Below are 17,259 nucleotides of genomic sequence, written 5' to 3'. Positions count from 1 at the left end.
CGGCCGCCGGCAGGGCAGGCAGGAGTGTAGCTCAATTGGTAGAGCACCGGTCTCCAAAACCGGGGGTTGGGGGTTCGAGCCCCTCCACTCCTGCCAGACAGGCGGTGGGCGCACTCGAAGAGCGCGACGACCGACATGTGACGGGTAGCGCGTAACCGGCGACCTCAAACAGGCGGAAAACGACAGGTATGAACCCGGCCAAATTCTTACGCGAGGTGCGACAGGAGACCAGCAAGGTCACCTGGCCGTCGCGCAGGGAAACCGTGCAGACGACCGTCATGGTATTCGTCATGGTGGCGCTGGTCGCAGTGTTCTTCATGATCGTGGACTGGCTGCTTGGTTCGGTCGTGCAGGCCATACTCGGCCTCGGGAGCTAGCCGGATGGCGCAGCACTGGTATGTCATTCACGCCTATTCCGGCTTCGAGAAGAAGGTCGCCGGTTCGATCCGGGAACAGGCCCGGGCAAAGGGGCTGGAAGGGCAGATCTCCGACGTGCTGGTGCCCACCGAGGAAGTGGTGGAAATGCGCCGCGGCCAGAAAGTCAATGCAGAGCGGAAGTTCTTCCCCGGTTATGTGCTGATCAACATGGAACTGACCGACGATACCTGGCATCTCGTGCAGAATACGCCCAAGGTAACGGGATTTCTTGGCGGCGGCGGCAAGCCGGTCCCGATCACGGAGCGGGAAGCCCGGCAGATCCTGCAGCAGGTCCAGGAAGGTGTGGAGCGTCCGAAACCTTCGGTCACCTTCGAGATCGGCGAGCAGGTCAGGGTGTGCGACGGACCGTTCGAGAATTTCAACGGCATGGTCGAGGAAGTGGACGAGGAGCGGACGCGCCTCAAGGTTCTGGTATCGATATTCGGCCGGTCGACACCGGTCGAACTGGAGTACACCCAGGTCGAGAAGGGTTAGACGGCCGGAAATTCCGGTCAGGGAAGGGCATCGGCCGGTGCCGTCTGCCGGCCATCGCCGAATCGTGCGGGAGGCCCGCCATAGCCGCACCGCGCGTCAGCAATCCGGCAGCGACGAGGAAGGTCGCCGCCGAAACGGGAGCTGAAAAAGCATGGCAAAGAAGATCGATGGGTATCTGAAACTTCAGATACCGGCGGGGCAGGCCAACCCGTCCCCGCCAGTCGGGCCGGCGCTGGGCCAGCGCGGCATCACCATCATGGAATTCTGCAAGGCCTTCAACGCGGCGACGCAGAATATGGAACAGGGTATGCCGATCCCGGTGATCATCACCGTGTATGCGGATCGCAGTTTCTCGTTCGAAACCAAGGCGCCGCCGGCCAGTTATTTCATCAAGAAGGCCGCCAGGCTGGAAAGCGGGTCGACCGAACCCGGCCATATCGTCGCCGGCTCAGTGACACGCAAGCAGCTCGAGCAGATCGCCGGAGAGAAAATGAAGGACCTGAATGCCAACGATGTGGACGCGGCCGTTCGCATTCTCGCCGGTTCGGCCCGCTCGATGGGCATCGAGGTGGTGGGGTAGTCATGGCGCGCGCAGGAAAACGTCTCCGCAACGCTCGTGAAAGCCTTGAAAGAGACAGGACTTATCCGGTGGAGGAAGCTGTCCGGGTCATCAAGGAGAGGGCGACCGCGAAGTTCGACGAGACCATCGAAATGTCGATGAATCTCGGAGTAGACACCCGCCATGCCGACCAGAATGTGCGCGGCGCCGTCACCCTGCCCAACGGCACCGGCAAGAGCCTTCGAGTGCTGGTATTCGCACGCGACGCCAAGGCCGAGGAAGCGACGGCGGCGGGCGCGGATATCGTCGGGGCCGAGGACCTGGCAGAGGAAATCCGCAACGGGCGATCGGATTTCGAGCGGGTGATCGCGACTCCGGACATGATGCCTGTGGTCGGCCGGCTCGGCAAAATCCTCGGGCCGCGCGGCCTCATGCCGAACCCGAAGGTCGGCACGGTAACGCCGGATGTCGGCAAGGCGATCCAGGACGCCAAAGGCGGCCAGGTCCAGTATCGCGCCGAGCGGGCCGGCATCGTCCATGCCGGTATCGGCAAGGCGAGTTTTGCGGAGGAGGCGCTGGTCGAAAACGTCCGCGCCTTCTTCGGCGCGATCAGCGCCGCAAAGCCGAGCGGCGCCAAGGGCACCTACATCAAGCGGGTGTCGATCGGTTCGACCATGGGCCCGTCCGTCCGGTTGGACGTGGCCGAATTGAGCGGCGGCTAGCCGCAGCAACGGGATTTCGTCGGGCCCGGGGCCCGGCGGAGCGGCGGCCGGGCTTTTCGGAGCGAGGCCGCCGGCCCCTGTCCGAGATTGCAGGCGCCGGACCGTCCACGCGGACGGAAGAACGGCTTAATCGCCCCCTTCATCACCCTGTGGGGCGGCCGGCATGAGACGGAGGAAAAGGGTTTCGATCCGGTGACGGATGGGAGCCGCGTTTCTCCGGGACAGGTTTCGGCCCGGCGCCGGGTTCCGGCCCGGCGCAGGGCGAGTGAAACCGGTTCGCGAACGCCGTCATTCCGACGGCTAGAACGGACCAGACAAGTGTCGGAGACGGAAAACGTGGACCGCACGCAAAAAGTGAAGCTGGTTGCCGAACTGAACGGCATTTTCAGCGACGCCGAGCTCGTCATCGTCACCCGGCAGACCGGGATGACGGTGGCCGAAACCTCGACGCTTCGCGCGGAAATGCGGGAGGCCGGCGCCCGTTTCAAAGTGACCAAGAATCGGCTGGCGAAGATCGCCCTGGAGGGCACGCCGCACGCCGGACTGGCCGACCGTTTCGAAGGACCGACCGCCATCGCCTACGCCGAGGATCCCGTATCCGTGGCAAAGGCGATTCTTGATTTTGCCAAAAGGAACCAGAAGCTCGATGTTCTTTGCGGCGGACTGGGCGGCAAGGTCATCGATATCGACCAGCTCAAGGCGCTCGCGACGCTGCCTTCGCTCGACGAACTGCGCGCCCAGCTGCTCGGTCTCCTTCAGGCCCCGGCCGTGAGGCTCGCCGGCGTTCTTCAGGCGCCCGCGCGGGATACGGTGGGCGTCCTGGCCGCCCCGGCGCGCGACGTTATCGGCGTGCTGGCGGCACAGGGAGCCAAGGAGTAAGCGCACCCGCCATTCTTCAGCGGGCGTTCGATTTTGTTCGATTGCCTGCTGGCCGATTCGGAAATCAACCCTATCTCACTGGAGTAAAGCCACATGGCCGATCTGGAAAAAATCGCAGAAGATCTTTCGTCGCTGACCGTTCTGGAAGCGGCGGAGCTCAGCAAGATGCTGGAAGAGAAGTGGGGCGTGCAGGCCTCGGCCGGCGGCGGCATGATGATGATGCCGGGCGCCATGCCGGGTGCCGCCGCTGTCGAGAGCGATGACGGCGCCGCCGAAGAAAAGACGGAATTCGATGTCATTCTGAGTTCCTTCGGCGACAAGAAGATCAACGTCATCAAGGAAGTGCGTGCCATTACCGGCCTCGGCCTCAAGGAGGCCAAGGATCTGGTCGAAGGCGCGCCGAAGCCGGTCAAGGAAGGGGCCAGCAAAGACGAAGCCGAAGAAATCAAGAAGAAGCTGGAAGAAGTTGGCGCTTCGGTCGAGCTCAAATAGCTTGCCTGACAGCGCTTTCGAAAGCGCTGTCACCGTGGAGGCCGCGGGGCCGTACCCCGCGGCCCATTCGGCGTTGTGCCATTGGAAATGAGTCGGGCGTGGCAGTGCCGGGCGCAGGATCCGGCAACGTATCGCTGAGCCGGAAGTGACGGACCGGTCGGTCCCGGCCGCGGTACCGGGTGTATGAAAAGGAAATTCGATGGCGAAGACCTTCACAGGCCGCAGCCGCATTCGCAAGAGCTTCGGGAGGATTGCCGAAGTCGCGCCGATGCCGAACCTGATCGAGGTCCAGAAAACCTCTTACGAGCATTTTCTGCAGCGGGACACCGATCCTGACGTGCGGGGCAAGTGGGGGCTGGAGGCTGTTTTCGATTCGGTCTTCCCGATCAGCGACTTTTCCGGCCGGTCGATGCTGGAATATGTCCGCTATGAATTCGAAGAACCGAAATTCGATGTGGAGGAGTGCCAGCAGCGCGGCATGACCTACGCGGCGCCGCTCAAGGTGACCCTGCGGCTCGTCGTGTGGGATGTCGACGAGGAAACCGGCGCCAAGTCGGTCCGCGATATCAAGGAGCAGTTCGTCTACATGGGCGACATGCCGATGATGACGAAGAACGGCACCTTCGTGGTCAACGGGACGGAACGGGTCATCGTGTCCCAGATGCACCGGTCGCCGGGCGTTTTCTTCGATCACGACAAGGGCAAGACCCATTCCTCAGGCAAGTTCCTGTTCACCGCGCGGGTCATTCCTTATCGCGGCTCGTGGCTCGACTTCGAGTTCGACGCCAAGGATATCGTGCATGTCCGCATCGACCGCCGCCGCAAACTGCCGGTCACCACGCTGCTGCTGGCGCTCGATAACGATGAAACCGCCGCCCGGCGCGCCGAATTCCAAGAGCAGGGCAAGGCGTTCGACCCGCATGACGGGATCGGCTACAGCCAGGACGACCTGCTGGACTACTTTTACGATACGGTAACGTTCGCCAGCTCGCAGAAAGGCTGGAAGACGCCGTTCGACGCCGAGCGGATGGCCGGCCAGAAGCTGGTTGCCGACATGATCGATGCCCGGACCGGCGAAATCGTCGCCGAGGCCGGCCAGAAGGTCACGCCGCGCCTAGTCCGGCGCCTCAAGGACGGCGGATTGAAGGACCGGATTGCGTCGCCGGAAGAGTTGATCGGCTCCTATGTCGCCTGCGACTTGGTCAACCGGGAAAACGGCGCGATCCATGCCGAGGCCGGCGAGGAAATCACCGAGGCGCTGCTGGACACGCTGAAAGAGGCCGGCGTCAAGGAATTGCCGATCCTCTACATCGATCATGTGACGGTTGGGCCCTATCTGCGCAACACGCTGGCGGCCGACAAGAACATGAACCGCAGCGAAGCGCTGATGGACATTTACCGGGTCATGCGCCCGGGCGAGCCGCCGACCGTGGAAGCAGCGGAGAACCTGCTCCGATCCATGTTTTTCGACCGCGAGCGCTACGACCTTTCGGCGGTCGGCCGGGTCAAGATGAACGCGCGCCTCGGCTTTTCCAACGACGAAGTGCCGGACGATATCCGCGTGCTGCGGCGCGAGGACATCATGGAGATCGTCCACCTGCTGCTCGAGCTGAAGGACGGCCGCGGCGAGATCGACGATATCGACCATCTGGGGAACCGGCGCGTCCGATCGGTCGGCGAGCTGATGGAGAACCAGTACCGTATCGGTCTGCTGCGCATGGAACGGGCGATCAAGGAGCGGATGTCGACAGTCGAGATCGACAGCGTAATGCCGCACGACCTGATCAACGCCAAGCCGGCGGCGGCCGCGGTGCGCGAATTCTTCGGCTCTTCGCAACTCTCCCAGTTCATGGACCAGACGAATCCGCTGTCGGAGATCACACACAAGCGGCGCCTATCGGCGCTCGGTCCGGGCGGCTTGACCCGCGAGCGCGCGGGCTTCGAGGTGCGGGACGTGCACACGACGCACTACGGCCGGATTTGTCCGATCGAGACGCCGGAAGGGCCGAATATCGGCCTCATCAATTCGCTGGCGTCCTATGCCCGCGTCAACAAATACGGCTTTATCGAAACGCCGTACCGCAAGGTCAACGACGGCAAAGTCTCGGATGAGGTGGTCTATCTCTCGGCAATGGACGAGGGCAAATACACCATCGCCCAGGCCAATGCGGGGCTGGACGACAAGGACCGCTTCGTCGACGAACTGATCAGCTGCCGCAAGGCCGGCGACTATCTCATGGTTCCGGCCAACGCGATCGAATACATCGACGTCTCGCCCAAGCAGGTCGTCTCGGTCGCCACCTCGCTGATTCCCTTCCTGGAGAACGACGACGCCAACCGCGCCCTCATGGGCTCGAACATGATGCGCCAGGCGGTGCCGCTGCTGCAGCCCGAGGCGCCGATCGTCGGCACCGGGATGGAAGGCCGGGTGGCGCGCGATTCCGGCGCCACGATCGTCGCGCGCCGGGCGGGCATCGTCGACCAGGTGGATGCAACCCGCATCGTGATAAGGGCGCGGGAAAACGATGTCGAGACCGGCTCGCCGGGCGTCGACATTTACAGCCTGCTGAAATTCCAGCGCTCGAACCAGAATACTTCGATCACCCAGCGACCGCTGGTCAAGGTCGGCGACGAGGTTGAAAGCAGCGAAATCATCGCCGATGGCCCATCGACCAGCCTCGGCGAACTGGCGCTGGGCCGGAACGTCCTCGTCGCGTTCATGCCGTGGAACGGCTACAATTTCGAGGATTCGATCCTGCTGTCCGAGCGCATCGTGCGCGAGGATGTTTTCACCTCGATCCATATCGAGGAATTCGAGGTCATGGCCCGCGATACAAAGCTGGGCCAAGAGGAGATCACCCGCGACATCCCGAATGTCGGCGAAGAGGCGATGAAGAACCTCGACGAAGCCGGTATCGTCTATATCGGTGCCGAGATCCAGCCGGGCGACATCCTTGTTGGCAAGGTGACGCCGAAAGGCGAATCGCCGATGACGCCTGAGGAAAAGCTGCTGCGGGCGATCTTCGGCGAGAAGGCCTCGGACGTGCGTGATACCTCGTTGCGCCTGCCGCCGGGCGTGGCAGGCACCGTTGTCGAGGTGCGTGTCTTCTCACGGCGCGGCGTCGACAAGGACGAGCGCGCCATGGCGATCGAGCGCCAGGAGATTGCGCGCCTGGCCAAGGACCGGGATGACGAACGGACGATCCTCGAGCGCGCTTTCTATGCAAACCTGAAAGACCTGCTGGTCGGCCAGACCGGTGAGAACGGGCCGGAGGGCTTTAGACGGGGAAACAAGATCACGGAAGAGACGCTTGACCAGTGCCAGCGTTACGAGTGGCGCCACTTCACCGTCAAGGCGGACAAGGTATCGAAGCAGATTGAAGGGCTGTCCAGGATTTTCGATGCGTCGCTCGCCCGACTCGAGGAGCGTTTCCAGGACAAGGTCGACAAGCTGCAGCGCGGCGACGAACTGCCGCCCGGCGTGATGAAGATGGTCAAGGTCTTCGTCGCGGTGAAACGCAAAATGCAACCCGGAGACAAGATGGCCGGCCGCCACGGAAACAAGGGCGTTGTGTCTAAGATCATGCCGATCGAGGACATGCCCTATCTCGACGACGGAACGCCGGTCGATATCGTACTCAATCCGCTGGGCGTGCCGTCGCGGATGAATGTCGGCCAGATTCTCGAGACCCACCTTGGATGGGCCTCGGCCGGCCTCGGCCGGCAGGTCCGCGAGGTGCTCGAGGAATCGCTGGGCGGCGCCAAGAAGGAGGCTGCCAAGGCCTTGCGCGAGCATCTGCGAACGACCCTGGGTGACGAAACCTACAAGGTGCATGTCGCGGGCCTGGGCGACGACGATGTGATCGAACTTTCGCGCAGTCTGCGATCCGGCGTACCGATGGCCACGCCGGTCTTCGACGGCGCCCGGGAAGACGATATCGTCGACCTGCTGGGCAAGGCTGGGCTGGACGTCTCAGGCCAGGTCACACTGATCGACGGACGCACCGGCGAACCCTTCGACCGCAAGGTGACGGTCGGCTACATCTATATGCTGAAGCTGCACCATTTGGTGGACGACAAGATTCACGCCCGGTCCATCGGGCCGTACAGTCTCGTGACCCAGCAGCCGCTGGGTGGCAAGGCGCAGTTCGGCGGCCAGCGTTTCGGCGAGATGGAAGTCTGGGCCCTCGAGGCCTATGGCGCCGCCTATACGCTGCAGGAAATGCTGACCGTGAAGTCTGACGATGTCGCCGGCCGGACCAATGTCTATGCCAAGATCGTGCGCGGACAGGACACGTTCGAGGCCGGGATACCCGAATCGTTCAACGTCCTGGTCAAGGAACTGCGTTCGCTGGGCCTGAACGTTGAACTGAAACAGGACCCATACTGAACCGGGCCGGCAGGTGCGGAGGCCGCAGTGCCGCCGTTTCGTCGTCCGACCCTCCTCCGGCCCGAGCCCTCGCCCCGGCGCCGGGCCGCGGCAACCCTCCGGGAGACGCTTGCATGAACGAAGTGATGAATGTCTTCGGTCCCGTCCGCAAGACGGAGGATTTCGACCAGATCAAGATTTCGATCGCAAGCCCGGAACAGATCCGCTCCTGGTCGTTCGGCGAGATCAAGAAGCCTGAGACCATCAACTACCGCACGTTCAAGCCGGAGCGCGACGGCCTTTTCTGTGCGCGGATTTTCGGCCCGATCAAGGACTACGAATGCCTGTGCGGCAAGTACAAGCGCATGAAATATCGCGGCATTATCTGCGAGAAATGCGGTGTCGAAGTGACGTTGCAGAAGGTGCGCCGCGAGAGGATGGGCCATATCGAACTGGCCTCGCCGGTGGCGCACATTTGGTTCCTGAAGTCGTTGCCCAGCCGCATCGGCCTGCTGCTGGACATGACGCTCAAGGATCTGGAGCGGATCCTCTATTTCGAAAACTATGTCGTCACCGAGCCTGGCATGACGGCGCTCGCAAAATACCAGTTGCTCAGCGAAGAACAGTACTGGGACGCGATCACCGAATTCGGCGACCATTCCTTCGAGGCGGGCATCGGCGCTGAGGCTCTGAAGGCGCTGCTCGAGGAAATCGACCTGGAAAAGGAGCGGATCACCCTGCGCACGGACCTCAAGGAGACCCGTTCCGAGGCCAAGCGCAAGAAGTTCGTCAAGCGGCTGAAGCTGGTCGAGGCCTTTATCGGCTCGGGCGCCCGGCCGGAATGGATGATCATGGATGTCGTGCCGGTGATCCCGCCGGAACTGCGCCCGCTCGTGCCGCTGGACGGCGGCCGTTTCGCGACGTCCGACCTCAACGATCTCTACCGCCGGGTGATCAACCGGAACAACCGGCTGAAACGGCTGATTGAGCTGCGCGCGCCGGATATCATCGTCCGCAACGAGAAGCGGATGCTCCAGGAATCGGTCGATGCACTGTTCGACAACGGCCGCCGCGGCCGGGTTATCAGCGGCGCCAACAAGCGGCCGCTCAAATCGCTCAGCGACATGCTGAAGGGCAAGCAGGGCCGCTTCCGGCAGAACCTGCTCGGCAAACGCGTCGACTATTCCGGCCGGTCGGTCATCGTGGTCGGCCCGGAGCTCAAGCTGCACCAGTGCGGCCTTCCCAAGAAGATGGCGCTGGAACTGTTCAAGCCCTTCATCTACGCCAAGCTGGAGGAGCGGGCGCTCGCGACGACCATCAAGGCGGCGAAGCGCAAGGTGGAAAAGGAGTTGCCCGAGGTTTGGGATATCCTGGAAGAAGTGATCCGGGAGCATCCGGTGCTGTTGAACCGCGCGCCGACGCTGCACCGTCTCGGCATCCAGGCCTTCGAGCCGGTGCTGGTGGAGGGCAAGGCGATCCAGCTCCACCCGCTGGTGTGCACCGCTTTCAATGCGGACTTTGACGGCGACCAGATGGCGGTCCATGTGCCGCTGTCGCTGGAAGCCCAGCTCGAGGCTCGGGTGCTGATGATGTCGACCAACAATATCCTCAGCCCGGCCAACGGCAAACCGATCATCGTGCCGTCCCAGGATATCGTCCTGGGCATCTACTATCTGTCGGACGAGCGACCTGACGTCACCGGACCGCGGGTCGATATCCCGTCGGAAGATGCATTGCGCGCGGCGGTCGACCATCATGACATTCTGGTCAAGGACCCGAAGAAGCCGCTTGACGAGGTCGAGGTTACCGACTTCAAGGCGTCGTTGAAGGCGCTCAAGGCCGGCGCGCTTGCCGCCTACCGCGTCCCGCGCTTTGCCAATTTCGGCGAGATCCAGTTGGCGTTGGACAACGGCGTGGTCGATCTGCACACGCGGATCAAGGCGCTGTGGCGCTCGAAGGACGACGCCGGCGACGAGACCGTGGAACAGGTGATTACAACGCCGGGCCGCATGATCATCGGCGATGTGCTGCCCCGGCATCCCAACGTGCCGTTCGACTTGGTCAACCGGGTGCTGACCAAGAAAGAGGTCGGCACGGTCATCGATACCGTCTACCGGCATTGCGGTCAAAAGGAGACGGTGATCTTCGCCGACCAGATCATGGGACTGGGTTTCTCCTATGCCTGCCGGGCCGGAATTTCGTTCGGCAAAGACGACCTCAAGATCCCGGTATCCAAGGACACGCTGATCGTCCAGGCCCAGGAGCGGGTCAAGGAGTACGAGAAGCAGTATCAGGACGGTCTGATCACCCAGCGCGAGAAATACAACAAGGTGGTCGACGCCTGGTCGCGCTGCACCGATCTAGTAGCCGAGGAAATGATGCGCTCGATGCAGGCGGTCGAAAAGGACAAGCCGACCAACTCGGTCTTCGTCATGGCCCATTCGGGCGCCCGAGGCTCGGCGGCGCAGATCAAGCAGCTTGCCGGAATGCGCGGCCTGATGGCCAAGCCGTCGGGCGAGATCATCGAGACGCCGATCATTTCCAACTTCAAGGAAGGGCTTTCGGTCCTCGAATATTTCAACTCGACACACGGTGCTCGCAAGGGCCTGGCGGATACGGCACTGAAGACGGCAAATTCCGGTTATCTGACCCGGCGTCTGGTCGACGTGGCTCAGGACTGCATCGTCTACGAACAGGATTGCGGCACCGACCGGGGCATCAATCTCCGCGCGGTCGTCGAAGGCGGAGATATCGTCGTCTCTCTGGCGGAACGCCTGCTCGGCAGGACAGCGCAGGGCGATGTCCTCCATCCTGCCGACGAGACCGTTCTGGTCGCGGACGGGGAGCTTATCGGCGAAGAGGAGGCCGACGCGATCCAGGATGCCGGCGTCGACGTGGTGAAGGTGCGCTCGGCACTGACCTGCGAGGCGCGCAACGGCATCTGCGCCAGTTGCTACGGCCGCGATCTCGCCCGCGGCACGCCGGTCAATGTCGGCGAGGCGGTCGGCGTTATCGCTGCCCAGTCGATCGGCGAACCGGGCACCCAGTTGACGATGCGGACATTCCATATCGGCGGCGCGGCGCAGCGCGGCGCGGAACAGTCCAGCGTGGAAGCGAGTATCGATTCGGTCGTCTCGATCACGAACCGGAATGTCGTGGAGGCCGCCGACGGGCGGCTGGTCGTGATGGCCCGCAACTCGGAGATCGTCCTGAAAGACGAAACCGGCCGCGAGCGCGCGCGTTTCCGCATTCCCTACGGTGCCCGGCTGCACGCCGATAGCGACGCCAAAGTGGCGCGGGGCGATACGCTGGCCGAGTGGGATCCGTATACGATGCCGATCATCACGGAGAAAGCCGGAACGGCCAACTACATGGACCTCGCAGAGGGAGTCTCCATGCGCGAGGATGTCGACGAGGCGACCGGCATCGCGAGCAAGGTCGTGGTCGATTGGCGACAGCAGCCGAAGGGCGCCGAATTCCGTCCGCGGATTACGCTGCGTGACGACAGCGGAGAGGTGGTCGTTCTGCCGAACGGGCAGGAGGCCCGCTATTTCATGTCGGTCGGCGCGGTGCTTTCGGTCGAGCACGGCCAGAATATCCAGGCCGGCGACGTACTGGCCCGCATTCCGCGGGAAACCGGCAAGACCCGCGACATCACCGGCGGCCTGCCGCGGGTGGCGGAATTGTTCGAGGCGCGCAAGCCCAAGGATTTCGCGATTATTTCGGAGATCGCCGGCCGCGTCGAATTCGGCAAGGATTACAAGGCCAAACGGCGCATTGTCGTACGGCCCGAGGCCGAGGGGGCGGAACCCCGCGAATATCTGATACCCAAGGATCGCCATATCACGGTCCAGGAAGGCGACTGGGTGGAGCCGGGCGACCTGCTGATGGACGGCAATGCCGTGCCCCACGATATTCTGGCCGTGCTCGGGATCGAGGCGCTGGCGGACTATCTGATCAACGAGATCCAGGAGGTGTACCGGCTGCAGGGCGTGCCGATCAACGACAAGCATATCGAAGTGATCGTGCGCCAGATGATGCAGAAGACCGAGGTAACGGAGCCCGGCGACACCACTTTTCTGGTTGGCGAGCAGATCGACCGCTACGAGTTCGAAGAAGAGAACGACCGGGTGCGCGGGGACGGTGGCGACCCTGCCACGGGCGTCCCGGTTCTTCAGGGCATCACCAAAGCGAGCCTCCAGACCAAGAGCTTCATCTCGGCGGCATCATTTCAGGAAACTACCCGCGTGCTGACCGAGGCGGCAGTTAACGGCAAGGTCGACCGGCTGACCGGCCTCAAGGAGAACGTCATTGTCGGACGGCTGATCCCGGCAGGGACGGGCAGCGTGATGAAGCGTCTGCGCCACGAGGCTTCGGAACGCGATCAGCAGATCATTGCGGAACGCGCCGCCTGGGCAGAGGCCGAAGTTGCCGAGGCCCTCGAAGGTCCGCGCGAGGAAGCGGGCTTCGACGCCGCCTGACCTCGGGCATTGCAACTGGCCGGCCCGGCGATTTCCGAATCGCCGGGCGCCTGGCGGCGGGATGCCATTTCGAATCCCGACAAACGTATCAAAACTGTCGCATCGCAGCGGTTTATAGGGGTTTTCCCGCAGCTTGCCGCTTGACGGACCGCCGGGTCGGCAATATTTTCCGCTCGCGTTCAGGCGGGAGCGGATGAATGCCGCTCCCGCAGCTATTTGTAGAGCCATCCACACGATCCGGCCGGTTCGGGCGTCAGACGCAGCGTCCGGTACTGCCGCCGGGTCGGCTTTGCACCGGCCTGAAGCCGATGAAGCGCTTTCGGGTCGGTGTTTTGTATCGACCGGTCGCTGCGTCGATTGTCAGGCGGCCTGCGAAGCGGATCGGCCAACGAGAACAAGGAATGCCGGAAGCCTGCGCCCGCCGTCTCGGAGCTGCGCGTCCGGTGCGAAAAGGCAGGGCAGTCATGCCGACGATCAATCAGCTGATCCGCAAGCCGCGCAAGGCGCCGGTCAAGCGGAACAAGGTGCCGGCCATGGAATCCTGCCCGCAGAAGCGGGGGGTGTGCACCCGCGTCTACACGACGACGCCGAAGAAACCGAACTCCGCGCTGCGCAAGGTCGCGCGCGTCCGCCTCACCAACGGTTTCGAGGTGACCTGCTACATCCCGGGAGAGGGCCACAACCTGCAGGAGCATTCGGTTGTGATGATCCGCGGCGGCCGCGTAAAGGACCTGCCGGGCGTCCGCTATCACATCATCCGCGGCACGCTGGATACCCACGGCGTCGCCGACCGCCGCCAGCGCCGTTCGAAATACGGCGCCAAACGGCCGAAGTAACCCGGAAGCCGCAGCGAAAGAATTCGAGTAGCGCCGGCTTACCGCGGAGCGGCAGGCCGGTCCCAGAGGAAAGACCGACCCATGTCCCGTCGCCACCGCGCAGAAAAACGCGAGATTTTGCCGGACGCCAAGTATCACGACGTGGTGCTGACCAAATTCATGAACAGCATCATGAAGGACGGCAAGAAGTCGGTCGCCGAGAATATCGTCTATGGTGCGCTCGACCGCGTGGAGAGCCGGATGCGTACCGAGCCGCTGCGCGTGTTCCACGATGCGCTTGACAATGTCCGCCCGGCCATCGAGGTGCGTTCGCGTCGCGTCGGCGGAGCGACCTACCAGGTGCCGGTGGAAGTCCGCCAGGACCGCGCCCAGGCGTTGGCGATCCGCTGGCTGATCGCAGCGGCCCGGGCCCGGGCCGAACGCACGATGGCCGAGCGGCTGTCGGCCGAACTCATGGAGGCGGCGGAAAATCGCGGCGCCGCCGTCAAGAAGCGCGAGGATACGCATCGGATGGCCGAGGCCAACCGCGCGTTCTCGCATTATCGCTGGTAACGAGAAGATAGAGGAATTGCGGTTTCCGGTTTCGGGAATCGCCCGCAGAGGCCCGCAAGAATGGCACGCAAGACACCCCTGGAGCGCTATCGCAACATCGGCATCATGGCCCACATCGATGCCGGCAAGACGACGTGCACAGAGCGCATCCTCTATTACACCGGCCGGTCCCATAAGATCGGCGAGGTGCATGACGGCGCGGCTACCATGGACTGGATGGAGCAGGAGCAGGAGCGTGGCATCACGATCACGTCCGCGGCGACCACCTGTTTCTGGCGCAATCACCGGATCAACATCATCGACACGCCGGGCCATGTCGACTTTACCATCGAGGTTGAGCGGTCGCTGCGTGTCCTGGACGGCGCGGTGGCGGTGTTCGATTCGGTGGCGGGTGTCGAACCGCAGTCCGAAACCGTCTGGCGACAGGCCGACAAATACGGCGTGCCGCGCATGTGTTTCGTCAACAAGATGGACCGGGTCGGGGCAGACTTCCATCGCACAATCGCCATGATCGAGGACCGGCTGGGCGCGACACCGCTGGCCATCCAGCTTCCGATCGGCGCCGAGGCGAAGTTCGCCGGCGTCATCGACCTGGTGCGCATGAAGGCGGTCGTCTGGTCCGGCGAGCAGTTGGGCGCCGAATTCCGCGATGAGGAAATTCCGGCCGATTTGCAGGACAAGGCCGGGGAATATCGCGACAGGCTGCTGGAAGCGGCAGTCGAACAGGACGATGCGGCGCTGGAGGCATTTCTCGACGGGACTGAGCCCGACGAAGCGACACTGAAGGCCTGTATCCGCAAGGGCACGATCAACGGCGCTTTCATCCCGGTCATGTGCGGTTCGGCCTTCAAGAACAAGGGCGTCCAGCCGCTGCTCGATGCCGTGGTCGATTACATGCCGTCGCCGGTCGACGTACCGGCTATTGCCGGTATCCTGCCCGGCAGCGAAGAGCCGTCGGAACGCCGAAGCGAAGACGAGGAGCCGTTCTCGGCGCTCGCCTTCAAGATCATGAACGATCCCTATGTCGGATCGCTGGCCTTCGCCCGTATTTATTCCGGCATTGTCAACACCGGCGATTCGCTGCTCAACACGGTCAAGGGCAAGAAGGAACGTGCCGGCCGCATGCTGTTGATGCACGCCAACAGCCGGGAGGACATCAAGGAAGCGCGCGCCGGTGATATCGTCGCATTTGCCGGGCTGAAGGAAGTTGCCACCGGCGATACCCTGTGTAACGCCGGCAAGCCGATTGTCTTGGAGCGCATGGAGTTTCCGGAGCCGGTCATCGAGATCGCTATCGAGCCCAAGACCAAGGCCGACCACGACAAGATGGGGCTGGCGCTGGGCCGGCTGGCGGCCGAGGATCCGTCATTCCGGGTCAGTTCGGACGAGGAAAGCGGGCAGACGATCATCGCCGGAATGGGCGAGCTGCATCTCGAAATTCTGGTCGACCGGCTGAAACGCGAATTCCGGGTCGACGCCAATATCGGCGCGCCCCAGGTCGCCTACCGGGAGACGATCTCGCAGGTCGCCGATATCGACTACACCCACAAGAAACAGACCGGCGGCTCGGGTCAGTTTGCCCGGGTCAAAATCCGCTTTTCGCCGGGCGAGCGGGGCGAGCCGTTCGTTTTCGAGAACACGGTCGTGGGCGGCAACGTGCCGAGGGAATATGCGCCGGGCGTCGAGAAAGGCATCCTTGGCGCCAAGGAATCCGGCGTGCTGGCCGGTTTCCCGGTGATCGATTTCAAGGCTGAGCTCTATGACGGCGCTCATCACGATGTCGATTCAAGCGTCATGGCGTTCGAGATCGCCGCCCGTGCCGCCTTCCGCGAAGCGATGCAGAAGGGCAAGCCGAAGCTGCTCGAACCGATGATGAAGGTCGAGGTGGTGACGCCGGAGGACTATATGGGCGATATCATTGGCGACCTGAACAGCCGGCGCGGCCAGGTCCAGGGCATGGACGCCCGCGGCAACGCCCAGGTCATCGACGCCATGGTGCCGCTCGCCAACATGTTCGGCTATGTCAACACGCTACGCTCGATGAGCCAAGGCCGGGCGACCTACACCATGCAGTTCGACCACTATGAAGAGGTGCCCCAGGCGGTCGCGGAGGAAGTCCGCGCCAAGATGGCCTGACGGCGAGGCTCAACCCAGCAGGAAAAAACCAGCAGGAAAGAAAAGGACCCCGGCAGGGGCAGGCAGAGGCAGGACCATGTCGAAAGAGAAGTTTGAGCGTACGAAGCCGCATGTGAATGTGGGTACGATCGGCCATGTGGATCATGGCAAGACGACGCTGACGGCTGCGATTACGAAGGTGATGTCGGAGACGTTGGGCGGGACGGAGGCGGTATCGTTCGACCAGATCGACAAGGCGCCGGAGGAGCGCGAGCGCGGGATTACGATAGCGACGGCGCATGTCGAGTATGAGACGTCGAACCGCCACTATGCCCATGTCGATTGTCCGGGCCATGCGGATTACGTGAAGAACATGATCACGGGCGCGGCGCAGATGGACGGGGCGATCCTGGTGGTGTCTGCGGCGGACGGCCCGATGCCGCAGACGCGCGAGCATATCCTTCTGGCGCGCCAGGTCGGGGTTCCGGCGATCGTGGTCTATCTGAACAAGGTGGACCAGGTTGACGACGAGGAGCTTCTGGAGCTTGTCGAGCTGGAGGTCCGGGAGCTTTTGTCGAGCTACGAGTTTCCGGGCGACGACCTTCCGGTGGTGATGGGCTCTGCGCTGGCGGCGCTGGAGGGCCGGGACGACGGCATCGGCAAGGACAAGATCATCGAGCTGATGGCGGCGGTGGACGAGTACATTCCGCAACCCGAGCGTCCGGTGGACCAGGCGTTTCTGATGCCGATCGAGGATGTGTTTTCGATCTCGGGCCGGGGCACGGTGGTGACGGGCCGTGTCGAGCGCGGCGTGGTGAAGGTGGGCGACGAGATCGAGATCGTCGGCCTGAAGGAGACGGCGAAGACGACGTGCACGGGCGTGGAGATGTTCCGCAAGCTGCTCGACCAGGGGCAGGCGGGGGACAATGTCGGCGTGTTGCTGCGCGGCACGAAGCGGGACGAGGTGGAGCGCGGCCAGGTCCTGGCGAAGCCGGGCTCGATCACGCCGCACACGGAGTTCACCTGCGAGGCCTATATCCTGACCAAGGAGGAGGGCGGGCGTCACACGGGCTTCTTCTCGAACTACCGTCCGCAGTTCTACTTCCGGACGACGGACGTGACCGGGGCGGTGACGCTTCCGGAGGGCACGGAGATGGTGCTGCCGGGGGACAATGTGCAGATGGACGTGACGCTGATCCAGCCGATCGCGATGGACGAGGGGCTGCGCTTCGCGATCCGCGAAGGCGGACGCACCGTCGGCGCCGGCGTCGTCGCAGCCATCAAGAAATAGCGGGCAATAGCGGGATGCCGCCGGACTTTTCGAAACCGGCGGCATTTTGAT

12 protein-coding genes and 1 tRNA gene are annotated in these 17,259 nt (G+C 63.2%); all 13 read left to right on the top strand.

Features of this window, described 5'->3' with window-relative positions; translation table 11 throughout:
- Nucleotides 1–20: 20 nt before the first annotated feature.
- A tRNA-Trp gene (locus OXM58_02415) sits at nucleotides 21–96 on the top strand.
- Nucleotides 97–188: 92 nt separating this feature from the next.
- Nucleotides 189–377, top strand: a complete 189-nt coding sequence (gene secE / locus OXM58_02410) for a preprotein translocase subunit SecE (GenBank protein ID MDE0147200.1) — start codon at nucleotides 189–191, stop codon at nucleotides 375–377.
- A 4-nt stretch (nucleotides 378–381) separates the two neighbouring features.
- Nucleotides 382–912 carry a transcription termination/antitermination protein NusG gene (nusG, locus tag OXM58_02405; protein MDE0147199.1) on the top strand — a complete coding sequence of 177 codons (531 nt, stop codon included), beginning with the start codon at nucleotides 382–384 and terminating at the stop codon, nucleotides 910–912.
- 151 nt (nucleotides 913–1,063) lie between these two features.
- Nucleotides 1,064–1,492, top strand: a complete 429-nt coding sequence (gene rplK, locus OXM58_02400; GenBank protein ID MDE0147198.1) for a 50S ribosomal protein L11 — start codon at nucleotides 1,064–1,066, stop codon at nucleotides 1,490–1,492.
- Between the two features lie 2 nt (nucleotides 1,493–1,494).
- On the top strand, nucleotides 1,495–2,193 hold the full coding sequence (rplA, locus tag OXM58_02395; protein MDE0147197.1) for a 50S ribosomal protein L1: 699 nt from the start codon (nucleotides 1,495–1,497) through the stop codon (nucleotides 2,191–2,193).
- Between the two features lie 336 nt (nucleotides 2,194–2,529).
- The gene (gene rplJ, locus OXM58_02390; GenBank protein MDE0147196.1) at nucleotides 2,530–3,072 is read left to right on the top strand and encodes a 50S ribosomal protein L10; all 543 of its coding nucleotides are present in this window, start codon (nucleotides 2,530–2,532) and stop codon (nucleotides 3,070–3,072) included.
- 93 nt (nucleotides 3,073–3,165) lie between these two features.
- A complete protein-coding gene (gene rplL / locus OXM58_02385; protein MDE0147195.1) occupies nucleotides 3,166–3,564 on the top strand; it encodes a 50S ribosomal protein L7/L12 in 399 nt (132 codons plus the stop codon).
- Between the two features lie 199 nt (nucleotides 3,565–3,763).
- Nucleotides 3,764–7,954 carry a DNA-directed RNA polymerase subunit beta gene (gene rpoB / locus OXM58_02380; protein ID MDE0147194.1) on the top strand — a complete coding sequence of 1,397 codons (4,191 nt, stop codon included), beginning with the start codon at nucleotides 3,764–3,766 and terminating at the stop codon, nucleotides 7,952–7,954.
- Nucleotides 7,955–8,067: 113 nt separating this feature from the next.
- A complete protein-coding gene (gene rpoC, locus OXM58_02375; GenBank protein ID MDE0147193.1) occupies nucleotides 8,068–12,414 on the top strand; it encodes a DNA-directed RNA polymerase subunit beta' in 4,347 nt (1,448 codons plus the stop codon).
- Nucleotides 12,415–12,878: 464 nt separating this feature from the next.
- Complete coding sequence (gene rpsL / locus OXM58_02370; GenBank protein ID MDE0147192.1) at nucleotides 12,879–13,250, top strand: 30S ribosomal protein S12; 372 nt, start codon at nucleotides 12,879–12,881, stop codon at nucleotides 13,248–13,250.
- A gap of 81 nt (nucleotides 13,251–13,331) precedes the next feature.
- The gene (gene rpsG / locus OXM58_02365; protein ID MDE0147191.1) at nucleotides 13,332–13,802 is read left to right on the top strand and encodes a 30S ribosomal protein S7; all 471 of its coding nucleotides are present in this window, start codon (nucleotides 13,332–13,334) and stop codon (nucleotides 13,800–13,802) included.
- A 60-nt stretch (nucleotides 13,803–13,862) separates the two neighbouring features.
- Complete coding sequence (gene fusA, locus OXM58_02360; protein ID MDE0147190.1) at nucleotides 13,863–15,938, top strand: elongation factor G; 2,076 nt, start codon at nucleotides 13,863–13,865, stop codon at nucleotides 15,936–15,938.
- A gap of 76 nt (nucleotides 15,939–16,014) precedes the next feature.
- Nucleotides 16,015–17,208 (top strand): elongation factor Tu, encoded by a 1,194-nt coding sequence (tuf, locus tag OXM58_02355; GenBank protein MDE0147189.1) that lies wholly within the window; start codon nucleotides 16,015–16,017, stop codon nucleotides 17,206–17,208.
- Nucleotides 17,209–17,259: the final 51 nt, after the last annotated feature.

It is taken from the genome of Rhodospirillaceae bacterium (assembly GCA_028819475.1).
Taxonomy (GTDB): Bacteria; Pseudomonadota; Alphaproteobacteria; order Bin65; family Bin65; genus Bin65.
The sequence above is the reverse complement of the archived record's forward strand: the minus strand, read 5'-3'. Positions and strand labels throughout refer to the sequence as shown.